The sequence below is a fragment of the Paraburkholderia sp. BL23I1N1 genome, from assembly GCF_003610295.1.
Classification (GTDB): Bacteria; Pseudomonadota; Gammaproteobacteria; order Burkholderiales; family Burkholderiaceae; genus Paraburkholderia.
The window spans coordinates 2,175,346-2,197,761 of the sequence record NZ_RAPV01000001.1 but is presented as its reverse complement, the minus strand read 5'-3'; the positions used below and the strand labels follow the sequence as shown (position 1 = coordinate 2,197,761).

Below are 22,416 nucleotides of genomic sequence, written 5' to 3'. Positions count from 1 at the left end.
TCATGATGTTGAATACCGGCTTTAACATGCAACCTTCATGCCATCCGGACCCTTCTTATAAAGCTTGACTGTGTACTCTTTGGGATCGTGAAACTGTGTCTTTGCAGGCCGCTCTAAAAATCAATAAACGTCGCGTGCGTAGCGCTTTTCCTGCGCTAAACGGCTTACATACTCGGCGGCTTTTTCGTCACTCATGCCGCCGTGCTGCGCGACCACATGCTTGAGCGTTGCATCGACGTCTCTCGCCATCCGGTTTGCGTCACCGCACACGTAGAAATACGCACCCTCTTCGAGCCAGGCCCACAGTTGCGCACCCTGTTCGCGCATACGGTCCTGCACATAGATCTTTTCCGATTGATCGCGTGAGAAAGCGACGTCGAGCCGGGTCAGCACGCCGCTGTCCCGCATCGCTTCAAGTTCATCGCGATAGTAGAAATCCGTGGCCGCGTGTTGCTCGCCGAAGAACAACCAATTACGTCCTTTATCACCGCGTGCACGCCGCTCGTGCAGGAAGCCGCGAAACGGTGCAACGCCGGCGCCCGGACCGACCATGATGATCGGCGTATCCGAACTGTGAGGAGGACGAAAGTGTGCGGATTTCTGCACGAATACCGGCACGTTCACGTCGCCGGCGCGGTCGGCGAGAAATGTCGACGAGACACCCTTGCGATTGCGGCGGCCATTGCTGTATCGAACCGCGGAAACCGTCAGATGAATTTCGCCGGGATGCGCCTTCGGGCTCGATGCAATCGAGTACAAACGCGGTTGCAGGCGCTTGAGCATGCCGGTCAATTCGGTTGCCGTCAGGTTGACGGGAAATTCGTGGAGTACGTCGGCGAGTTGTTGGCCCCACAACCATTGTTTGAGATCGGCCTTGCGTTCTGTGGAAAGCAGATCGCGCAGTGTGCCGTTGTTGCTCCGTGCTGCAATGAACGCGAGCGCATCAGGGCTGGGGCGCGCGATCTCGTAGTGCTTGGTGAGCGCGTCGGCGAGGTGCATTTCTCCCGCGCCGGACACGTTAACCGCGGCGTCCGCGCTCAAGCCACTCAGACTGATCAGTTCGTCGACCAGTTCCGGGCAATTGCTCGGCCATACGCCCAGCGCGTCGCCAGTTTCGTATTCGAGACCCGAGTCGCCCGTGCTCAACGAGAAGTAGCGCGTGTCCTTCACGGCGCCCTGCTTGTTCAACTGCAGGTTTCTGACAAGCCGCGACGCGGCCGGACGCGTCTTGGTCGGCACGGCGCCCGGCACCACGGCGTTGATCATGCCGCCCGGCGGCACAGCATGTAGCGCCGCATCATCTTCCTTGATGCGCAAGATGATGCTTTCGAGCCACGCGTCGGTATCCTCCCGATACTCGCTGTCACAGTCGACGCGATCCATCAAACGCAGCGCGCCAAGCGCTGCGAGACGTTCATCGAGACGGCGGCCGTGGCCGCAAAATTGATCGTAGTTGCGATCGCCCAGCGCGAGCACCGCGTAGCGCAGGCTCTCGAGACGAGGCGCTGCATCGCTGCTCAGTTGCGACCAGAAACTTTGCGCGTTATCGGGCGGATCGCCGTCGCCGAAGGTGCTCGACATCAGCAGCACGTATTGCGCTTTCGCGAGTGTCGAGGCTGGGTAGTCCGCCATGCACGAGGTGCGGATTTCGAAGCCCGACTCCATCAGACGCGTGGCATAACGTTCGGTCAGCGATTCGGTGTTGCCGGTTTGCGAGGCCCACAGCAAAGTCACTTTCGGCCGCACGCGCAAGATGCGTACACCTGCCGTGTCGGCATGCGATGCGGCAAGCGCACCTGCCGGAACGGCCGCCTGGGTTCCGCTGCGGCTATAAAGTCCGGCCAGCAAACCATCCACGTACAAGCGGTTCGCCGGATCGAACGGTGCACCGGCCGGCAGAACCGGCACACTATCGATACCCTGCCCTTCAGCCGAACGCAGGCCGCTGACGAAACCACCCAGATACGCCCGCTCGATTTCCGTGAACGAAGGTGCGGGTGTCTGTGGAAGCTGCAACAGGCTTGTCAGTGCGTTGATGCGGGGCATGTCCAGATCCTCGGTGTTCGTCGATATAGCGCTTGCTGTTGTCGCCACGTCGACTCCGACGGCAGGCGCTTCGATGAGCGTTTCGTCATCTTCATTCGAAGCCGGCTTGATGGCGTCAAGCGCGACCGGGCTCAGCGCGACCGCGCAGAATTTGAGTTCGGGTTGTTGCGAAACCGGATCTATTGCATCGCTGGTGACTGCGTTGATGCACAGATCGTCGCCGAATACATCGTTCCAGTGCATCGGAGCGAAGCAGTTGCCTGCTTGCACGCGCTCCGTGACGACCGCCGGCAACACGGCGCGCCCGCGGCGCGAACGGATCTCGACGGGGTCTTTGGCCTTGATGCCGAGCGTGGCGGCGTCTTCGGGATGAATCTCGACGAACGGCCTCGGGTTCAGCTTGTTGAGCATCGCGACCTTGCCGGTCCTGGTCATGGTGTGCCATTGATGCTGCAGGCGGCCCGTATTCAACACGATCGGAAATTCCCGATCGGGCAATTCGGCGGGAGCTGCAAAAGCACGGGCAAAGAAATTGGCTTTTCCGCTCGCAGTCGGAAACACGAGTCGCGGACGGCTGCCGTCGGCCCGTTCCTTCAGCGTCTGGCTGACGCCGTCGTTGACGTAGCGAATCGGATTGCGGTCAGCAGCATCGTCGGAAGCAAGCGGCCATTGCAGCGGCGTTTCCTTCAGCCGGCGATGGCTCGCGCCGCGCAGGTCGTAGCCGGTTTTCGGATTCGACGCACGGGTGATTTCCGCGAAAACTTCTTCGGCGCTTGCGTAGGTGAATGCATCGGCGAAACCCATTTCACACGCCACGCGCGCAATGATCTGCCAGTCCGGCAGCGCGGCGCCTGGCGGCTCGATGCCCTGTTGCATCAGCGTGAGATTGCGCTCGGAGTTGATCATCACGCCTTCGGCTTCCGCCCACAGCGCGCCGGGCAACAGCACGTCGGCGTAACGGTTGGTCTCGGTGTCGAGGAACGCATCCTGTGAGATTACGAGTTCAGCCGCGCGCAATCCGGCGATCGCGTTCTGACGGTTCGCGACGCTCGCCACCGGATTCGTGCAGATGATCCAGCACGCCTTGATCTCGCCCGCAGCCATGCGGGTGAACATATCGATCGTGCCGTTGCCGACGGCTGTTTTCAGCATGCCCTTCGGAATGCCCCACAGGTCTTCGATAAACACGCGATCGTCTTCGACCAGCACCGAACGCTGGCCCGGCAAACCCGGCCCCATGTAGCCCATTTCACGGCCACCCATTGCATTGGGTTGGCCGGTCAGCGAGAACGGTCCGCTGCCGCGGCGGCAGATCTTGCCCGTCGCCAGATGCAGATTGCAGATCGCGTTCGTGTGCCACGTGCCATGCGTGCTTTGATTCAGGCCCATGGTCCAGCAGCTGATCCATTCCGTCGCGGCGCCGATCATGTGCGCGGCCTGGCGGATGTCTTCTATGGAAAGACCCGTAATCGCCGACACTTTCTCAGGCGTATAGTCGGCGAGGAAAGCGGGCATCGCGTCCCAACCTTGCGTGAAGTCAGCGATAAAAGACGCATCCGTCTGGTCGTTTTCGTGCAGAAGATGCAGCAGGCCGTTGAGCAGTGCCAGATCGGTGCCCGGCTTGATCTGCAGAAAGAGATCGGCCTTATCGGCGGTCGTATTGCGGCGCGGATCGACCACGATCAGTTTCGCGCCGGCCTTCACGCGATCCATCATCCGCAGGAACAGAATCGGGTGACAGTCGGCCATATTCGCGCCGATCACGAAGAACAGGTCAGCATGGTCGATGTCTTCGTACGATCCCGGCGGGCCGTCCGCGCCGAGCGAGAGCTTGTAGCCACTGCCCGCGCTCGCCATGCAAAGACGTGAATTCGATTCGATGTTGTTGGTGCCGACAAAACCCTTGGCGAGCTTGTTGACGAGGTACTGCGCCTCAATCGACATCTGCCCGGACACGTAAAAAGACAACGCGTCCGGTCCATGTGTGTCGAGCAAGCCGCGCAAACGCGCGGCCATGTCGCTGATCGCCTGCACCATCGGCAGCGGCGTCGGATCCTGGTCGCGTGCATGACGTACGAACGCGCCTTCGAGACGACCTGACTTGCGTAATGCGATATGCGCCGATTGGCCCTTCGTGCAAAGCCGTCCGAAGTTGGCCGGATGCTCCTTGTCGCCGGAGATTTTCACGACCTGCCCGTCCTCGACGTGCAGCACCATGCCGCAGCCAACGCCGCAGTAGGGGCACACCGTTTTTACGCTATTCGAGGACATGGCAGGCGACTTCGTTCGAAGAGGATGACAAAGAATCAATGGCTCACATCGCGACCCACACCTGCCCGCTTTCCACCCGCGCGGCGAACGCGTTGACGGAATACGCCGGTGTTTCCAGGCACTCGCCGGTGCGCAGATCGAAGTGATGCTTGTAGATCGGCGAAGCCACGACAAGACGCTCGCCGAGATTGCCGATCAGCCCGCGCGAGAGCACAGCGGCTTGCGAGCCCGGATCGTAGTTTTCGATCGCATACACGACGGTGTCGTCGTCGCCGTTGTCCACATGAAATACCGCCACTTGTTCGCCGTTGACGAGCGCGCACACGCCCGTGTTAGGGACGATCTCGTCGAGCGGGCAAATCGGCGTCCAGGCAAGCGGAAGGCGGTCAAGGTTCATGGCAGGAATCCTCGGTGAGTAACACAGGAAAGAATCAGGCGATTTCGGCAACCACAGGAATCGAAGCGAGTTTCGAGCGCCGCTCGTCGCTCGTTGCAGGGCGAATCTGGCCGCGTTCCTCGACGAAGGCGACATTGCTGTCCGGCTCGCCACTGTTGACGAAGTGGCGGAAGCGCTTACGCGTTTCAGGATCGGTAACGGCCTTCTTCCATTCGCATTCGTAGGTTTCGACCACGTGCTGCATGTCCACATCGAGCTCCGCGGCCACGCACAGGCGATCGTTGACGACCACGTCGATCAGGTATGCCAGGCCGCCTTCGAGGTTGTCGCGCCACACGCTGGTACGTTGCAGACGGTCGGCCGTGCGTACGTAGAACATCAGGAATCGGTCGATGTAGCGCACCAGCGTTTCCTGATCGAGATCCGAGGCGAGCAATTCGGCATGGCGCGGTTTCATGCCGCCGTTACCGCAAACGTAGAGATTCCAGCCCTTCTCGGTGGCGATGATGCCGACGTCCTTGCCCTGCGCTTCCGCGCATTCGCGCGTGCAGCCGGACACGCCGAACTTGATCTTGTGCGGCGTACGCAGGCCCTTGTAGCGGTTCTCGAGTTCGACCGCGAGACCCACCGAATCGCCGACACCGTAGCGGCACCACGTCGAACCGACGCACGACTTCACCGTGCGCAGCGATTTGCCATACGCATGGCCCGATTCGAAACCAGCGGCGATCAGTTCTTCCCAGATGAACGGCAGTTGCTCGACGCGCGCGCCGAACAGATCGACCCGCTGGCCGCCGGTGATCTTCGTGTACAGGCCGTATTTTTTTGCCACCTGGCCGACTGCGATCAAACCGTCAGGCGTCACTTCGCCGCCCGCCATGCGTGGCACGACTGAATAGGTGCCGTCGCGCTGGATGTTGGCGAGGTAGTAATCATTGGTGTCCTGGAGCGAGACGTGCTCCTTCTTCAGCACGAATTCGTTCCAGCAGGAGGCGAGAATGCTCGCCACGGCCGGCTTGCAGATATCGCAGCCGAGACCGTGTCCGTGCTTCGCCAGCAATTCGCCGAAGCTGCGCACGCCCTCTACGCGCACGAGGTGGAACAACTCCTGGCGCGAATACGGAAAGTGTTCGCACAGGTGATTGTTGACCGCGAGGCCCTGCTTTTTCATTTCCGCTTTCATCACCTGCGTGACGAGCGGCACGCAACCGCCGCACGAAGTGCCTGCACTGGTCGCACATTTCAAAGCGCCGATGTCGGTTGCGCCCGCGCACACAGCGGCGCACAGGTCGCCCTTCGCGACGTTGTTGCACGAGCAGATCTGCGCGCCGGCGGGCAAGGCCTCGACGCCAAGCGCCGGCTTCGCCTGACCCTCGAACGACGGCAGGATCAGGAATTCAGGCGACGCCGGCAACTCGATCCGGTTCAGCATCATCTGCAGCAGCGTGCCGTATTCGCTCGCGTCACCCACCATCACGCCGCCGAGCAGATACTTGCCGCACTCGGACACCACCAGCTTCTTGTAGACCTGCTTGCGTTCGTCGCTGAACTGATACGCGCGGCTGCCCGGCGTGTTGCCGTGCGCGTCGCCTATGCTGGCCACGTCCACGCCCATCAGCTTCAACTTGGTGCTCATATCGGCGCCGGCGAACTCCGCCGAGTCGCCGAGCAGTTGCTTCGCCACCGTGCGCGCCATGTCATAACCGGGCGCAACGAGGCCGAACAGTTGACCGTTCCACAGCGCGCACTCGCCGATCGCATAGATGTGAGGGTCGCTCGTGCGGCACGCGTTATCGATCACGATACCGCCGCGTTCGCCGAGCGCGAGGCCGCTCGCGCGGGCGAGATCGTCACGCGGACGAATGCCCGCGGAGAACACGATCATGTCGGTGTCGAGGAAGCTGCCATCGGCGAATTGCATGCGATGCGTGCCATTTTCGCCGTCGACAATCGCCGAGGTGTTCTTTTGCGTGTGCACCGTTACGCCGAGTTCCTCGATCTTGGTGCGCAGCACGCGGCCACCGCCTTCGTCGACCTGAACCGCCATCAGGCGCGGCGCGAATTCGACCACGTGCGTTTGCAGGCCCATGTCGCGCAGTGCCTTCGCGCATTCGAGACCGAGCAAACCGCCGCCGACCACCGTGCCGGTCTTCGAGCGGGCGCCGCATTCCTGCATGGCTTCGAGATCGTCGATGGTGCGGTAGACGAAGCAGTCGGCACGCTCGCGGCCTTGCACGGGCGGCACAAACGGATAGGAGCCCGTGGCGAATACCAGCTTGTCGTAAGGCAAGGTCTCACCGGTCGATACCGTCACGGTGCGCGCATCGCGATCGATCGCCACCGCTTTCGCATTCAGTTTCAGCAACACGTTCTGGCGTTCGAAGAAACCCGGCTCGACGAGCGACAGGTCGTCCGCCGTCTTGCCCGCGAAGAATTCGGACAGATGCACGCGGTCGTACGCCGGCCGGGATTCTTCGCACAGCACAGTGATGTCGAGGCCATGCGCCGCGTCTTGTGCCAGGCATTCGACCAGTTTGTGGCCGACCATCCCGTGACCGATTACGATGATTTTCATGACCGCGGTTCCTCAATGTGCTGTGCTTCGATCGCTGACGCGTGGCATGGAGCGAAAGCGATTCCGGAAATAAAAACGGCGTCCCGCGAACCCAGTCGATGACTGAATTCGGGGGACGCCGTTGTCCTGACCTGTGCCGCAGCGAGTGCCTTGTTGTTGCGCTCGCGCCGGATCCACGTTGATCCGATGGCAAGGCTCAATGCAAAGGTTGTGCCAGGTGTGAAGAATTTGGGCCGCAGCGCCGGGGCGCGGGCCTTTGCGGTGATTCAAGCATGTGTGCGGCGAACGCCGCGTGCGTCACGATTTGATGCAGCGAAGCACAGGGATGGTGCGACGCAGCACTGTGCGCGTGCGAGCGGCCCGAACGGTTGATCGCGGCAGAGGCCAACGCCCAGGCCGCGCGAAATCACGCTGCGATCAGCCGTCTCGCCGCGTTGAACCCAGCCTAATCGCCAAAGCCCAATTCGGCTTCGACCGTTTGCCCGACGCGCAGCCACGTCCCCGCTCCGCTCGCGACGACTGCATTGTTGCCGAACGTCAGCGCACCGTTTCGCTGCGGATTCGCCCGGTAGACGCTCATGGTGTCGGTGGGTTCGTTCGGCCAATCGGGATCGGGCGCGCCCTTTGCCTGGTCGATGTTCGGCATTGGGCAGCGCGAGCACAGCTTGACCAGTTGCAACTCCACGGCCTGATCCTCTGCCCCGTCGACACTCAAACGCTCGACATAATCCTCTTCGTACGCATCGAGCCCGGTCAGCACGACGTTGGGGCGAAACCGGTCGATCGGAATCGACGGCACGCCCTTGCGGTTCAGGCGCCCGTTCAGATCGTCGAGCGAAGCCTGGCCAATCACCAGCAGCGGAAAGCCGTCGGCGAAATGCGTGGTGGCGCCGCCGACGCTGCCGGTGTACTCCGGATCGACAATCCGCTCGTGCTCGGGATTGAAGCGCAAAAGCCGCGCTGGCACGCCGAGGAACCCTGAAAACCATGCGGCGCCTTCTTCGCCGGTGTCGAGCCCGTAGGCCGCATCGCCCCAGACCTCGGTTTGCACCTTTTGCGATGCGCTGAGTCCGTCGGCATCGAGCGGCGTGTGCAACTCGCCCATACCCGGCGCACGGATCACGAGATCGTGTTCGCCGATCTCGACCTGGATCAGCGCCATGCGTGGATACGCGCGCTGGGTGAGCATTGCACCGCTCGGGTCGGTGACCATCCAGCACCGATCGTATTCGAGACCGGTGGCGAGCAGGCGCGCTTCCGTGAGCGCAATGCCGGCGCAGGATTTGATTGGATAGACAAAAAGCTCGCTGATGGTAGGCATGGTGTGGCGCGTGGAGAACACGCGTTTTTCTTGTGGTGATGCTCGATTGTAAGACGCAATGACGCGCTGCTTAAAACTGGCCGGGCCATGCGGCCGTTCCTTCCGGCCCAGCTTGGACGTAAAATCCCCAAGTTAAGCACTCGGATAATCGCTGGGACTAAACCGGGGCCTGCGTCGCAGCATCCGCGCACTCCGGTGCGCCACTGGATAGAACTTGTAGAAGCATCCCTACCATCAACGAAACAGGAAATTCATTATGCTGAGCAAACCCGTGTTGACCGTTGCCGAAACAACCCGAATCCTCGAAGCCGCCCGCGCGGAAGCCGAGAAGAACCAGTGGGCCGTCGCCATCGTGGTGGTCGACGACGGCGGCCACCCGCTCGGAATGCTGCGTCTGGACGGCAGCGCGCCGGCGAGCTCGTACATCGCGACCGAAAAAGCCCGCACTTCGGCGATCGGCCGCCGCGAAACCAAGGTATACGAAGACATGATCAACAATGGCCGCACCGCATTCCTGAGCGCACCGTTGCAAGGCACGCTGGAAGGCGGCGTGCCGGTGATCGTCGACGGTCAGGTGGTCGGCGCGGTCGGCGTGTCGGGCGTCAAGTCGGATCAGGACGCACAAATCGCCAAGGCGGGTATTCAAGCGATCGCCGCTTAAGTTCAATACTGTTAACAAGCTCAAATTTGTGTTAACTTTCAAGCCTCTGAACCAACAAGAAGAGCTTGAAGGATGGCAAGAACGGAAGCAACGCTGCCAGGCGGGGCGCGGCTCGCGGACTATCTGGCGGTGGGGTATCTGGCGCTGAACTGCTCCCTGGGACAGGTCAAGGAGGCGCTCACGAAGTGCGGCGTGCAGACGCGCGTGCGCCGCGACATGCCGCGTGAAGTGCTGGTGTATTTCGTGATGGCGATGTGCCTGTATCCGCGCGTGGCCTATGAGGAAGTGTTTCGTCTGGTGATCGAGGGACTGCGGCGCATCTACGGCGACCAGGTACGCGACGCGCAGGTCAGCAAGGCGGCGATCTCGCAGGGTCGCGCACGCCTGGGATGGCAGGTGATGCGCGAGCTGTTCGCCCGGCAGGCGGCGCAACACCCACGAACCGCAGGCGGCGACTATGCGGGCTATCGGGTCATGAGCGTGGACGGCTCCACGCTGGATGTGCCCGATGAGAAGGCCAATGCGCAAGCGTTCGGATATGCGCAGGGAGGGCGCGGTGAGGCCGCGTATCCGCAGATTCGCTTTCGTAGCGCTGGCCGAATGTGCGACGCACGCGCTGTGTGAGGTCCAGATGGGCGGGGTATGCGAGCACAGCGAACAGGCGCTCACACGCCAGCTGTTTCCGGCATTCTCGGACGACATGCTGGTGCTGGCCGATCGCCTGTTCTATGGCTATGACATGTGGCGCGACGCGGTGGCCACCGGAGCGAAGCTGCTGTGGCGCGTGAAGTCGAATTTGCGGCTGCCGTGCGAAGTGCCGCTGGCAGATGGTTCGTACCTGAGCACTGTCTATGCCAGTGACACCGACAGGCGACACCAGCGCAACGGCATGCAGGTGCGGGTCATCGAGTATCGCCTGGAAGGTGTGCCTGATGCCGAGCCGCAGTATCGCCTGATCACCAATCTGCTGGACGCAGCGGTGGCGCCTGCCATAGAACTCGCGGCGCTGTACCACCGGCGCTGGAAAATAGAAGAGATGTTTGACGAGATCAAGACACATCTGTGCGACGGCAAGAAGGTGCTGCGTAGCAAGACGCCTGATCTGGTCCGTCAGGAGTTCTATGCGTTAATGCTTACCCACGCGGCGATCCGTCGACTGATGTATGAGGCTGCCCAGGACAGCGGGCAGCACCCGGAAGACTTATCGTTCGTTCATGCCGTACGCGTGTTGAACCGACGCCTGCCCGAGGCGGCGGCCGTTCCCCCCTGAGCAGTGGCAAAGTTGGAGGCTCAGCTTACTGCGGGAAATCGCCAGTGGGCGTGCCGTGCAAAGCCGCGGCAAGCGTAATCCCCGCGGCGTGAAGCGAAAGATGTCGAACTTCCGGATACGCCGACGATCGGAGCCGCTGAATCAGCGAATTTCACCGAAAGCGGTCATCAAGTGAACAGTATTGCGCTTAAGTTCGACATCCGTTCGGAATTCGTTCAAAGCGGCATCAACAAAAGCAATAAGCACAACACGGACCGATGCCCCCTCATCGGTCCTATTCAAGGATGGAGCAGTCGATGACTCAGATGAACCCGCGCGGTGGACTGCAAGTCGCCGCCAACCTCGACCAGTTCGTTGAAACGGAAGCCCTGCCCGGCACCGGACTCGACAGCGCAGCATTCTGGTCAGGTTTCGACGCCCTCGTGCACGAGCTGGCGCCCAAGAACCGTGCGCTGCTGGCCGAGCGCGACCGCCTGCAAACCGAACTCGACACCTGGCATCGCGCCAATCCGGCCCCGGTACGCGATCTGCGCGCGTACCGGGCCTTCCTCGAAGGCATCGGTTATATCGTGCCGTCGCCTGCGAACGTCAAAGCCACGACCGACCACGTGGACACCGAAATTGCCGAACAGGCCGGCCCGCAACTCGTCGTGCCGCTGTCGAATCAACGCTATGCGTTGAACGCGGCTAACGCACGCTGGGGCAGCCTGTACGACGCGCTGTACGGCACCGATGCAATCCCCGAGACCAACGGCGCCGACAAGCAGAAGGCCTTCAACCCGGTGCGCGGCGCCGCGGTGATCGCTTATGCACGCAAGTTTCTCGATCAGGCCGCGCCGCTCGCGAACGGCTCGCACGTCGACGCCACGCTGTATAGCGTCGAAGGCGGCAAGCTCGTCGTCACGCTGAAAAACGGCAAGACCGAACTGAAGACGCCGGCGCAATTCATGGGCTATCAGGGCGACCCGAGCGCACCGTCCGCCGTGCTGTTGAAGCACAACGGCCTGCACTTCGAAATCCAGATCGACGCGAACGATTCGATCGGCAAGACCGATTCGGCGCACGTGAAGGACGTGCTGGTCGAAGCCGCGGTAAGCACGATCATCGACTGCGAGGACTCCGTTGCCGCCGTCGATGCCGACGACAAGGTCCAGCTTTATCGCAACTGGCTCGGCCTGATGAACGGCACCCTGACGGAAGAAGTCACGAAGGGCGGCAAGACTTTCACGCGCCGTCTGAATGCCGATCGCGAGTACACCGGCGCGGACGGCCAACCGGTCAAGCTGCATGGCCGCTCGCTGCTATTCATTCGCAACGTCGGTCATTTGATGACGAATCCGGCCGTGCTGACCAAAGACGGCCTGGAGATTCCGGAAGGCATTCTCGACGGCGTCATCACCACGCTGTGCGCGCTGCACGACCGCAAGCACAAGCTGAATTCGCGCACCGGTTCGATCTATATCGTGAAGCCGAAAATGCACGGCCCGGCCGAAGTCGCGTTCGCGAGCGAACTGTTCGCGCGCGTTGAAGACCTGCTGAAGCTGCCGCGCAACACGATCAAGATGGGCATCATGGACGAGGAGCGGCGCACCAGCGTCAACCTGCTCGCCTGTATCAACGAAGCGTCCGAACGTGTCGCGTTCATCAACACGGGTTTCCTCGACCGCACCGGCGACGAAATGCACACGGCCATGGAAGCCGGCCCGATGATGCGCAAGGGCGACATGAAGTCGAGCGCGTGGATCACCGCGTATGAGCGCAGCAACGTGCTCGCCGGTTTGAGCGCGGGCCTGCGTGGCCGCTCACAGATCGGCAAGGGCATGTGGGCCATGCCGGACCTGATGCACGCCATGCTTGAACAGAAGATCGCGCACCCGAAGGCCGGCGCAAACACGGCATGGGTGCCCTCGCCGACCGCCGCGACGCTGCATGCACTGCATTACCATCAAGTCGACGTGCAGGCGGTTCAACAGGAACTCGAACGCACGGACTACGCGAAGGTGCGCGACGAACTGCTCGACGGCCTGCTGACGATTCCGGTTGTCGCCGAAGCGAAGTGGAACGCGGACGAGATCCGCAGCGAAGTCGAGAACAACGCGCAAGGCATTCTCGGCTACGTGGTGCGCTGGGTCGATCAGGGCGTGGGCTGCTCGAAGGTGCCGGACATTCACAACGTCGGCCTGATGGAAGACCGTGCGACGCTGCGTATTTCCAGCCAGCACATTGCAAACTGGCTGCATCACGGTGTGGTCACGCGCAATTTGATCGAGGAGACCTTCAAGCGCATGGCGAAGGTAGTCGACGAGCAGAACGCGGGCGATCCGCACTACAAGCCGATGGCGCCGGGCTTCGACACGCTGGCGTTCAAGGCTGCACAAGCGCTGGTATTCGAAGGACGTCAGCAGCCGAGCGGCTATACGGAACCGTTGCTGCATAAGTTCCGGCTGGAAGTGAAGAAGGCGTAGTGAAGTTTTTGCGGCGTGGCTTGGGTCTAAGGTTTTGGGCTCGCGTCTCTGCCGCAATCAAAGCCAGAAAGAAAGACGGGCGCCGCATCATGCGGCGCCCGTTTTAATTTGCGCAATAGAACTGCGCGTTGCTTCTGCGTGAAACCGTTGCGACGACCGCTTACCCTCAGGCCGCTTCCGCCGTGTACTGCGCCGGCACGCTGGCCTGCATATTCGCCTGCATGTACGTTTGCAGATACGCTTCGAACTCCGCCTTCACTTCCGGATGACGCAGCGCGAATTCCACCGTCGCCTTCAGATAGCCGAGCTTGCTGCCGCAATCGAAGCGCGTGCCGAAGTAGCGGTACGCGAGAACCTGCTCTTCAGTCAGCAGCGATTGCACCGCGTCGGTCAATTGCAGCTCACCACCCGCACCCGGCTTGAGCGCACGGATATGCTTGAAGATGGTCGGCATCAGCACATAGCGGCCCACCACGCCGAGATTCGACGGTGCCTTGTCCGGCGCCGGCTTTTCGACGATACCCGACATCTTGATCACATTGTCTTCCCACTCGCGGCCGTCCACCACGCCATACGAGCGGCTGTCTTCGCGTGCGATGGTTTCGACGCCGATCACCGAGCTGTGGTAATGATTGAACGTGTCGACGAGCTGGCTCATCACCGGCTTCGAGCTGTGCAGCAAGTCGTCGGCCAGAATCACGGCGAACGGGCTCTCGCCCACCAGTTTCTCGGCGCATAGCACCGCATGGCCCAGACCGAGCGCTTCGGCCTGACGTACATAAAAGCAATCGACGTTGGCCGGCTTGATGCTGCGCACGAGATCGAGCAGCTTCTGCTTGTTGCGCGCTTCGAGTTCCGCTTCGATCTCGTAGGATTTATCGAAATGATCTTCGATAGCGCGCTTGCTGCGGCCCGTCACGAAGATCATTTCGGTGATGCCGGCGGCAATCGCCTCTTCAACCGCGTATTGAATCAGCGGCTTGTCGACGACCGGCAGCATTTCCTTCGGGCTTGCTTTGGTAGCCGGCAGGAATCGTGTCCCGAGGCCCGCTACGGGAAACACGGCTTTGGTGACTTTCAGCATGGTAGGCATTCCCACATCGGTTAGAGATTAGTGTGTTCGCGGGCCTCGCGGCCACTCAACGTCGCCGAAAAGGCTAACAAAAAAATTAATTCATTTCATGCGTGATTTTTTTCGCTTCGAATAAATAAATCGATACTTTTTCGATTTCCAGATAGCGGCACGCATCAGGAACAGAATCAGGAAACAATTACGCATTCAAATCGAATTATTTTCGGAAATTCCGAAAATTTTACGCACCCGGCGAAGCGGGCAGTGAGCTGCCTCGAGCGAGTCCAGGCGAGCATTGCGGACGCGCGCAGCCGCTCCAGGGCACCACTCATTCGTTCTCGTCGAGTTGGGGCAGCTTGCCGGGGTTGATGCGGAAACGGCGGATCGGCTCGTTGCGTAACGCCTCCCGGTAGGCGGAGGCGGCGACAAGGATCAGCAGCACGGCAATGCCGGCAAGTAAATGCAGGTTCATGACTTCACCTCGGGTCAAGAGAATCCGTGCCTTAAATTAGCACGAAAAAAAACCGGCAAATAATTCGTTGTAGCATGTGCTTATGCGCAATTACAATTCGTCACAAAACCGCCATTTAATTCGATTCGATACAGAATTTTTTAGCGATTTTTTGCCGCCGCGGTGCACTAGCATGTGATGCACCGCGGGCGCGCATGGCGCGCCCGGGAATAGGCTTTCTCTTCCTTCAGAATAAGGACCGCGCATGAGCGACTCAGCACTGGATGCCGCCGGCTCATCCCTGCCCCTTCCCCCGTCACGGCGGGCCGCCGCGCCGCGCTCCCAGAGCGAAGCGCGCGCCGACAGCGCCGGCAAGGAACACGTAATCGACGCCATGCGGGGTTTCGCCGCGCTTCTGGTCGCGTATTTTCATTGCCGCCAGGTCGAATGGGTCGGCATGCAAGCCTTTCATCAAAGTGTCGGCCATTCTTTCAGTTTGAGTACGATTGCGGCCTATCTGACGTTTCCGATTGCGTGGGGCTCGGCCGGCGTGCCGATTTTCTTCGTGATTAGCGGTTACTGTATTCATCGCGGGGGCGCGCTGCGCCTTGCAAAAAATCCCGACTACCGGCTCGATACCGGCAATTTCTGGGTGCGCCGCTTCGCACGTATTTATCCGGTGCTGCTGGCGGCGCTCGTGCTCACGTTCGCGCTCGACTGGGTCAGCCTGCAGTTGCCGCCGGTCAATCACAAGATCCGCGAGATCGGCCTGCAGGCGTTCCTCGTCAACCTGTTTTCGCTGCAAGGCGTGGCCGGCAAGACGTTTGGATCGAACGGCGCGCTCTGGACGCTATCGCTCGAAGTGCAGTTATATGCGATCTACCCGCTGCTATTCGCGCTGCGCCGGCGTCTGGGCATGACGTCCGTGCTGGCGATCGTTGCCGCGATCAATGTGGTGTCCGCCTATGTGCTGGAGCGCCACGATATCCAGTTTTTCACGTCTTACTGGTTTTCGTGGACGCTCGGCGCGTGGATCGCCGACGCCCGGGCCCGCGCCACACCGGATGCGCGCTCGTCGGCCTGGCTCTATGTGCTGGCCGCGGCGTTCGTCGCGCTCGGCTGCGCGGCGTTCCATTTTGGCCAGTACGGTGCATTCCAGTTGTGGGCTGTCGGTTTTGCGTTCTATCTGCACAAGGCGCTTGAACGGCCTGTTGGCGATAAGGCCGATAAGTCCGGCGGCCTGGGCACGCGTTTTTTGTCGCGCCTCGGCGACTTCAGCTTCTCGCTGTACCTGATCCATCTGCCGATCTTCGTGCTGCTGTCGTCGATCCTGTTCCGCTCGTCGCTGCAAATGTCGATCTGGCCGTCCTTCGGCTACATGCTGGTGGCCGTGCCGGTGGCGTATGTGTTCTACCGGCTGGTTGAATTGCCGGCGATGAAGTGGTCGGCGAGTTTCAAGCCGAAAGGTGCGATGAAGCAAGGCTGAGAGCGGCACACAGTGCGATAAAAAAACGGAGCGAAGTCCCTCAAGACTCTCGCTCCGCCGCGCTAACGACAGGGACCGGCCAGGTCCCTGCCTACCCCTCCGTCAAATAACCTCATCCCCTCCGCGCAAGCCCTTCAGCGCCCCGCCACGCGCTTCAGAATCCGCTCGACACCTTCCACATAGGTTGCAGTCCCAAACCGGCTCAGCGCCGTCTGATACCCGTTCCTGACCAACTTGTTGCGCAGTTCGTCGTTCGAGCGCAATTCAGCGAGCGTATCGGCGAGACCATGTGCATCGCCGGGGGTGCACAGCACGCCGTTTTCGTAGTCGTCGATGATCTCCAGCACGCCGCCCGCGCGTGCCGCCACCACCGGCCGCTGCGCCAGCATTCCCTCGACGATCACGCGACCGAATGGCTCCGGCGTGATCGACGTATGAACCACCGCGTCGACCGCGCACATGCAGGCCGGGATATCGTGCTGGAAGCCGAGAAAATGCACCCGGTCGCCGAGATTGTGTGTGTGGACGAAGGCATGCAGTTCTATCTCGTAGGCCTCTTCGCCGAACAACGGCGCGCCCACCAGCACCGCATGCATCTGCGGATTGAGCACCATTGCCTCGAGCAGCACGTGTTGCCCCTTCCAGCGCGCGAGGCGGCTGAACGAGCCGGCCAGAAACGCGTCCTGCGGCAAGCCCAGGCGCCGGCGCAGCGTCGCTTGCGGGACCGTGCGCAATGCGGCGAACGGTGCTGCGGAAATGCCGTTGAACACCACGTCGATACGCTTTTCGTCGAAACGCGTGAGCTCGGTGAAGGCGCGGGCGGATGCCGCCGAATTGGCGATCACGTGAGTGAGGCCGAGGCGCGCGCACCATTTGATGATCGCCAGCTGCTTGCCGCCAAAATGCTCAGGACTCACGATGTCGCGCAGATGCCAGACCACCGGCCGCCTCGCGAGCTTGCCGGCAATCGCGCCGATCACCATCGCGCGCTGCGTATTGGCGTAGATCACCTCGGCATTGCGCGCGCGTTTCGCGGTGGCCCGCACGAGCGACATCAAGCCCTTGAGCGCCTGGCCCTTCGGCAAGGAACCGCCCTGCTTGCGCACATTGCGCAAGGCGCCGGCGTCCAGCACGTTGACGGTCACGCCGGCCTTGGCCAGCGCGGTACGGAACGGGCCGTCGTCGAACAGCACGACTTCGATGCGCGAGCGCAAGGCTTTGACGATCTCCAGCAGCGATAGCTCGGCACCGCCGAGCACACCACTCTGGTCCACCGCGAGAATGCGAGGCGCGTTGGCACCCGGCTCGGCGACATAAGGCACATACGTCGGCAGCGCCGCCGAGCGCAAGGCCGGCACCGAAGCCCGCACGTGGGCGAAGAAACGTTCGCGGAAATGAGCGGCGGAAAATTGCTCGGCGTTCGCGCGGCAATCCACCGGCGAAAAACGCTTCACGTACTGGTCGAAACGCTCTACCGCGGCAATGATCGATTCGGCGTTCTGCTCGTCGAAAAACATGCCGGTGGGTCGCGACTCGGACAGATCACGCACGGTTTCGAGCGCCCCGCCCTTGCCATACGCGATCACCGGCGTGCCGCATGCCTGCGCTTCAACCACCGAGATACCGAAGTCTTCTTCGGCGGCGAACACGAAGGCTTTCGCGCGGCTCATTTTTTCCTTGAGCACCTTGAACGGCTGGTAGCCCATGATTTCGACATTGGGCCCCGCCTTCGCGCGGATCTTCTGCATGTCGGGGCCGTCGCCGATCACCACGAGCTTGCGCTCCGGCATCCGCGCAAACGCCTCGACGATCAGATCGATCTTCTTGTACGGCACCATCCGCGAGGCGGTCAGATAGAAATCGTCCTTCTCGGTGCAGAGCGAAAACGCTTCGACATCCACCGGCGGAAAGATCACTTGCGCTTCGCGCTGATAGACCTTCTTGATCCGCCGCGCGATGAAATCGGAGTTCGCGACAAAGCCGTCCACCGAATTCGACGTGCGGATATCCCAGTTGCGAATGTAGTGCAGAATCAGCCGCGCCATCGCCGACTTCGGACCGGCAGTTAGCTTCGACTGCTGCAAATACTGATGCTGCAAATCCCACGCGTAGCGGATCGGCGAATGCACGTAGCTGATATGCACCTGGTCGGGGCCGGTGAGAATCCCCTTGGCAACGGCGTGGCTGCTGGAGATCACCACGTCGTAGGCCGATACGTCGAGCTGTTCGATCGCAAGCGGCATCAGCGGCAAATACGTGCGGTATTTGGTCCGCGCGAGCGGCAGTTTCTGGATGAACGAGGTCGTGACCGGCTTGCCGCGCAGGAAGCTGCGATCGTCGAGAAAATCGACGAGGCTGAACAGGTCCGCGTCCGGAAAACACGCGACGATCTGCTCGAGCACCTTCTCGGCGCCCGCATAGGTCACGAGCCAGTCGTGCACGATCGCGACACGCACCGACTTGTCGCCGCGCAGCGCCGCGTGGCGCGATGGCGCCTGAACGCCGGGAACGGTGGTGAGTTCAGCCAGTGCGCTGCGCGTCGTGGGTTGCAGCACGGCTTCTTCAAGGACTTCGTGGTTCATGCGCTTTTCCTCGGATTCAGTCGCAACAGCAGTGAACGCGCAAGATCGCGCAAGGCGGGTGTCATCGTGATTGACCAGGCGACGTTCGCGCCGACCATCAATACGCCGGCGACAATCGCCAATGCGAGACTCGGCAGGAAGCTGGCGAGCCGCAGGCTGGCCAGCAGAAAAGCGAGGTGGGCGAGCATGTCGAGCGCGATCTGGCGCGCGCGAATCGCCGACAGACGCAGCAGCAAGGCGTAATCGAAGAGTGCCCGGCCGGCCACGGCAACGGCCGCGCCGGTCAACCCGAAATGTGTGATTCCGAACCACAATGCCCCTGCAAACAAGGGCAATTCGAACAAACCGACCCGCGCCGCGGTGGCCGGATTGACCTGCGACTGGATCAGAATCCGCGTGACGTTCGCCTGGCCGACGAGCCACACGGCAACGATCATGATCCGGCCCACCGGCGCAGCAACAGTAGCAATCTCATTGCCGACCCACAGATGCAGAAACGGCTCGAGCACGAGCATCGCGACCAGCGCGACCGGGGTGAACACGCCGTTGAGGAATTCGAGCGACTGCTGCGTGATGGTGTCCGCATCCGCGCGGCCCACGGCCGACAGGCGCGGAAACAGCGTGCGCACCAGCGCGGTCGGCACGATGTTCAAGCGCGTCACGAGGTTCTGCGGCACCGTGTAATAGGTCACGAAACGCGCGCCGAGGCTCGTACCGAGCATCACGCGGTCGAGCGAATCCGCGATCATGTTGGTGACGCTCGCAATCAGCATCCAGCCGCCGAAGTTGAAGAGTCCCTTCGCCACGCCGAGCTGCGGCGGAAGAATGCTGCGGATTTCCAGCACTTTCAACGCGGAACGGCCCAGCAGAATCGCAGCCAGGATCCGTGCGAACACCGCGGCGGCGAGCACGTTCTGCAAGGTCGCGCCCAGCCACAGCGCCGCGCCGAGCGGCAGCAACTGGAACAGGAAGGTGCCGATGGTCTGATTGGTGTTGTAGACGCCAAAGCGTTCCGCGCCGTTGATCGCCCCGGCGAACACCCATGACACGTTGGCAATCGGAATCGCCACCGCGAGCCACGGCAGCGCCATATAGACCTCGTGCTGCAATTCCGGCGACACCTTGGTGAAATACGCGGTGTACAGAAACGCGCCGAAATAGATGATCAAACCGCCGATCACCCCGGTCGTGAGATTGAGCCACGTTGCGCTCCAGAACACGCGTGCGCTCTCGCCTTTGTCACCCGAGGCGCGCGCCTTCGAGATGTGGTTCTGCGCGGCCATGCTCATGCCAAGATCGAGAATCCCGAAGTAGCCGATCAAGGTCCACACGAGACTGATCACGCCGTAGCGCTCGACGCCGAGCAGCTTGATATACGACGGCACGGTCACGAGCGAGACAAAGGTCGGCAGCACCAGCCCGAAGAAGTTGATCGCTACGTTCTTGAGAATGCCTTTGTCCATCGGATGCCTTGGGTTAATTCAGTTGCCTGATGATTCATTCGGAAGCCGTTGTGCCGCGCGCATGACGTGACGTCACGGCTTCCAGCGATACATCATCACTTTCCCGCGCGCGTCTTCTTCGACGAACACGAGGTACTCACCATCGCTGCGTTTCGCGGCGCTGATGCCGTTGGGCACATCGACCCAGCCCGATGCGCGGCCCACTTCCGGGCCAGGACGGATCACTCCGATCTCCTTGCCGCTGTCCTTGTCCCACACATGCACCGCGCCGACCGGCTCGACGCCGAAGAGGTATTGCCCTTCGACGGTGAGGCCGATGATCGTGGCGATGGGTTTCGTCTGCGTGGTCCACGGCAGCGTGATCGAATAGCGCTGCACCGGATTGCCGCTCGACCATTTGTCGTAGCGCACCAGCATGCGGCCCACCTCTTTCCAGAAGCCGCGATCCACTGGTGTATCGGGCGTATAGCCGGTCACGTACATCGTGTCGGTCTCGGGTTCGTAAATCGCGCGATGCAGTTCGGTGAACGGTTGCGGCACCGGGTATTGCGTGAGATTCGAATACGAATAAATAGGGTTGCCCTTCGCATCGAGGCCGCCGAAACGGAAGCGATAAATGCCCTTGTTATCGCGGGTGCGCCAGATATCGCCCGCGCTATCGACCCACCAGCCCCAGCCGCCTGCGAGCTTCGTGCCGCTCGTATTGAGCGTGAATTCGTCCGTGTTGAACTTGCCGTCGCCGTTCGCATCGCGCCAGATCCAGTCGCCGCCCGGCGGTGCATTCGGCACCTTGGCGACGGCTCGCTCGCGCCCGGCGATAAAGCCCGAAGGAATCGCGATCTCGCCGTCATGCTGCGGATCGAAGCGATAGATCTTCAGGTGGTCCGCGTACATGTCGGTCAGGTACAGGAACGTGCGGCCCTTGAGCTTGCGAGCGATCGGCAAGCCCGGATATTGATCGGTGTGAAAGACCGGATCGTCGGGGTACTTGAATCGGTTCGACAGAAAACCCGCGTATTTCCAGTCCTGACCCGCGGGCTTCGAGAGATCGAGTTCGAAGCGTTTATTGCCCGTATAGACGCTATCCGGACGTGACGGATCGATCCATGCACCGTCGACAAACAACAGGCCTTGCACCTGCCAATTCTGTTTGCCGTCCGGCGCATAACTTTCGAGCATGGCGCCGAGGCCCGCGCCGATCGGCTCGTAGCGCGGACCGATGCCGTTGGTCGACACGTAGACGTTGCCGCGCGCATCCACGCCCACGCCGGTCAAACCATTGAAACGCTGCGGTCCCGGTTTGCCGGGGACGCCGCTAAAAATGCCGCCGCGCTCGCCGAGCGAGCCCGACTCCGCGTAACGGCCATTGCTCTTGCTGAAGAACAGCACTTGCTGACGCGGGCCGTTGTCGGCGATCAGAACGCGGCTTTGTGCATCGATGGCGATATCGGCCGCGACCGTATCGGCGGGCAGCGTGAGCGTTTCGTCGATGCGCTTGCCCGCGGCCGTGTAGTGCTCCACATGCGGCGCCTTGTCGTTGCGAGTGCCGCTCAACACCCAGAGCGTGCCATCGGGCGCAAGCGCAATGCGGCCCGGCTCGCGCACGTCCCACGTCGTTTTCTGCTGCATCGATTCCGCGTCATACACCTCGATGCGATCGCGCGCCGTGTTCGCCGCGTAAAGCGTGGTCTCGTTCGCCGCCAGCCCGCCGATTTCGGCGCTCGTGCCGGTCGGCACTTCGTTCATCATCAGGAAGCCGGCTGCCAGTTGCGCATGCGGGTCGGCGCTTTTTGCGGCCGGCTGGAACGGCGCGGCGAGCTTCGGATCGGCGATCTGCCGGCGCGAAATACCGAACCATTGCTTGCCCTTCTCCGGCCACACACCCTGCTCGACCAGACGTCCTTTTTCATTGCCGACGGCGATCGCCACGAAGGCGTACTTACGATTCACCGCGATCGCGCTGCCACCGCCGTTACCCCAACCGTGCGTGCCGCCCGCGAAGCCGAGCATCTTGCCGTTCTGATAGACGCTCGCTTCGGCGCCGCTCTCGTCCCACGGCGCGTTTGTGTAAACCTTGCCGTCGGGCGCGACCGCAATCGCGGTAATGTTGATCTGCGTCCACGTGCCGTCGCCAAAACCGAAGGTGTTGCCGATCCAGGAATTTTTCGCGTTCAATACGGTTTCCGCGGATGCCGTGAAGCTAACCGATGCGGCCGTCAATCCGGCCGCATAGGCAAGTACCGCAATCCAGCTTTTGAACGTGAAACGGGCCAAAGTAATTCCTCCAATCCGGGCCGTGCCGCGATCGGGCACAGTGCCCGCACGGGTGCAAAATCCAATGAAGTGACAGCAGAAA

General features: G+C 61.5%; 12 protein-coding genes and 1 pseudogene. 4 read left to right on the top strand and 9 right to left on the bottom strand.

Going from position 1 to position 22,416, the window contains the following annotated elements:
* Window positions 1-120: 120 nt before the first annotated feature.
* The 4 genes from B0G76_RS10360 to B0G76_RS10345 all read right to left on the bottom strand — a co-directional run bounded on the left by B0G76_RS10360 (window position 121) and on the right by B0G76_RS10345 (window position 8,610).
* The gene (locus B0G76_RS10360; protein ID WP_120291854.1) at window positions 121-4,317 is read right to left on the bottom strand and encodes a bifunctional nitrate reductase/sulfite reductase flavoprotein subunit alpha; all 4,197 of its coding nucleotides are present in this window, start codon (window positions 4,315-4,317) and stop codon (window positions 121-123) included.
* A gap of 43 nt (window positions 4,318-4,360) precedes the next feature.
* On the bottom strand, window positions 4,361-4,714 hold the full coding sequence (gene nirD / locus B0G76_RS10355; RefSeq protein ID WP_120291852.1) for a nitrite reductase small subunit NirD: 354 nt from the start codon (window positions 4,712-4,714) through the stop codon (window positions 4,361-4,363).
* Window positions 4,715-4,748: 34 nt separating this feature from the next.
* A complete protein-coding gene (gene nirB, locus B0G76_RS10350) occupies window positions 4,749-7,289 on the bottom strand; it encodes a nitrite reductase large subunit NirB (RefSeq protein WP_120291850.1) in 2,541 nt (846 codons plus the stop codon).
* Window positions 7,290-7,734: 445 nt separating this feature from the next.
* Window positions 7,735-8,610 carry an MOSC domain-containing protein gene (locus B0G76_RS10345; RefSeq protein ID WP_120296289.1) on the bottom strand — a complete coding sequence of 292 codons (876 nt, stop codon included), beginning with the start codon at window positions 8,608-8,610 and terminating at the stop codon, window positions 7,735-7,737.
* Window positions 8,611-8,866: 256 nt separating this feature from the next.
* Between B0G76_RS10345 and B0G76_RS10335 the strand changes: the two genes are divergently transcribed.
* The 3 genes and pseudogenes from B0G76_RS10335 (at window position 8,867) to B0G76_RS10325 (ending at window position 13,006) form a co-directional block, all read left to right on the top strand.
* A complete protein-coding gene (locus tag B0G76_RS10335) occupies window positions 8,867-9,271 on the top strand; it encodes a heme-binding protein (protein WP_120291848.1) in 405 nt (134 codons plus the stop codon).
* A gap of 72 nt (window positions 9,272-9,343) precedes the next feature.
* Window positions 9,344-10,541: pseudogene (locus B0G76_RS44730) on the top strand (IS4 family transposase).
* A gap of 296 nt (window positions 10,542-10,837) precedes the next feature.
* The gene (locus B0G76_RS10325; RefSeq protein WP_120296288.1) at window positions 10,838-13,006 is read left to right on the top strand and encodes a malate synthase G; all 2,169 of its coding nucleotides are present in this window, start codon (window positions 10,838-10,840) and stop codon (window positions 13,004-13,006) included.
* Window positions 13,007-13,172: 166 nt separating this feature from the next.
* Here the strand turns inward: B0G76_RS10325 and galU are convergent, their stop codons facing one another.
* Together galU and B0G76_RS42830 are read right to left on the bottom strand one after the other, a co-directional pair.
* Window positions 13,173-14,090 carry a UTP--glucose-1-phosphate uridylyltransferase GalU gene (gene galU, locus B0G76_RS10320; RefSeq protein ID WP_120291846.1) on the bottom strand — a complete coding sequence of 306 codons (918 nt, stop codon included), beginning with the start codon at window positions 14,088-14,090 and terminating at the stop codon, window positions 13,173-13,175.
* Window positions 14,091-14,406: 316 nt separating this feature from the next.
* Window positions 14,407-14,550, bottom strand: a complete 144-nt coding sequence (locus tag B0G76_RS42830; RefSeq protein ID WP_167346791.1) for a hypothetical protein — start codon at window positions 14,548-14,550, stop codon at window positions 14,407-14,409.
* A 244-nt stretch (window positions 14,551-14,794) separates the two neighbouring features.
* Between B0G76_RS42830 and B0G76_RS10315 the strand changes: the two genes are divergently transcribed.
* Complete coding sequence (locus B0G76_RS10315) at window positions 14,795-16,015, top strand: acyltransferase (protein WP_120291844.1); 1,221 nt, start codon at window positions 14,795-14,797, stop codon at window positions 16,013-16,015.
* Window positions 16,016-16,149: 134 nt separating this feature from the next.
* Here the strand turns inward: B0G76_RS10315 and B0G76_RS10310 are convergent, their stop codons facing one another.
* The 3 genes from B0G76_RS10310 to B0G76_RS10300 all read right to left on the bottom strand — a co-directional run bounded on the left by B0G76_RS10310 (window position 16,150) and on the right by B0G76_RS10300 (window position 22,334).
* Complete coding sequence (locus tag B0G76_RS10310) at window positions 16,150-18,597, bottom strand: glycosyltransferase family 4 protein (protein ID WP_120291843.1); 2,448 nt, start codon at window positions 18,595-18,597, stop codon at window positions 16,150-16,152.
* Window positions 18,594-20,060: a flippase gene (locus tag B0G76_RS10305; RefSeq protein WP_120291841.1), complete on the bottom strand. Its 1,467-nt coding sequence runs from the start codon at window positions 20,058-20,060 to the stop codon at window positions 18,594-18,596. Before B0G76_RS10305 ends, B0G76_RS10310 begins: the two co-directional genes overlap by 4 nt.
* A gap of 72 nt (window positions 20,061-20,132) precedes the next feature.
* Window positions 20,133-22,334: a hypothetical protein gene (locus B0G76_RS10300; protein WP_120291839.1), complete on the bottom strand. Its 2,202-nt coding sequence runs from the start codon at window positions 22,332-22,334 to the stop codon at window positions 20,133-20,135.
* Window positions 22,335-22,416 lie beyond the last annotated feature (82 nt).

Bases quoted from the DNA above. Each gene is read 5' to 3' on its own strand.
- B0G76_RS10360 (WP_120291854.1), bottom strand. From the start codon at position 4,317: ATGTCCTCGAATAGCGTAAAAACGGTGTGCCCCTACTGCGGCGTTGGC.
- nirD (WP_120291852.1), bottom strand. From the start codon at position 4,714: ATGAACCTTGACCGCCTTCCGCTTGCCTGGACGCCGATTTGCCCGCTC.
- nirB (WP_120291850.1), bottom strand. From the start codon at position 7,289: ATGAAAATCATCGTAATCGGTCACGGGATGGTCGGCCACAAACTGGTC.
- B0G76_RS10345 (WP_120296289.1), bottom strand. From the start codon at position 8,610: ATGCCTACCATCAGCGAGCTTTTTGTCTATCCAATCAAATCCTGCGCC.
- B0G76_RS10335 (WP_120291848.1), top strand. From the start codon at position 8,867: ATGCTGAGCAAACCCGTGTTGACCGTTGCCGAAACAACCCGAATCCTC.
- B0G76_RS10325 (WP_120296288.1), top strand. From the start codon at position 10,838: ATGACTCAGATGAACCCGCGCGGTGGACTGCAAGTCGCCGCCAACCTC.
- galU (WP_120291846.1), bottom strand. From the start codon at position 14,090: ATGCTGAAAGTCACCAAAGCCGTGTTTCCCGTAGCGGGCCTCGGGACA.
- B0G76_RS42830 (WP_167346791.1), bottom strand. From the start codon at position 14,550: ATGAACCTGCATTTACTTGCCGGCATTGCCGTGCTGCTGATCCTTGTC.
- B0G76_RS10315 (WP_120291844.1), top strand. From the start codon at position 14,795: ATGAGCGACTCAGCACTGGATGCCGCCGGCTCATCCCTGCCCCTTCCC.
- B0G76_RS10310 (WP_120291843.1), bottom strand. From the start codon at position 18,597: ATGAACCACGAAGTCCTTGAAGAAGCCGTGCTGCAACCCACGACGCGC.
- B0G76_RS10305 (WP_120291841.1), bottom strand. From the start codon at position 20,060: ATGGACAAAGGCATTCTCAAGAACGTAGCGATCAACTTCTTCGGGCTG.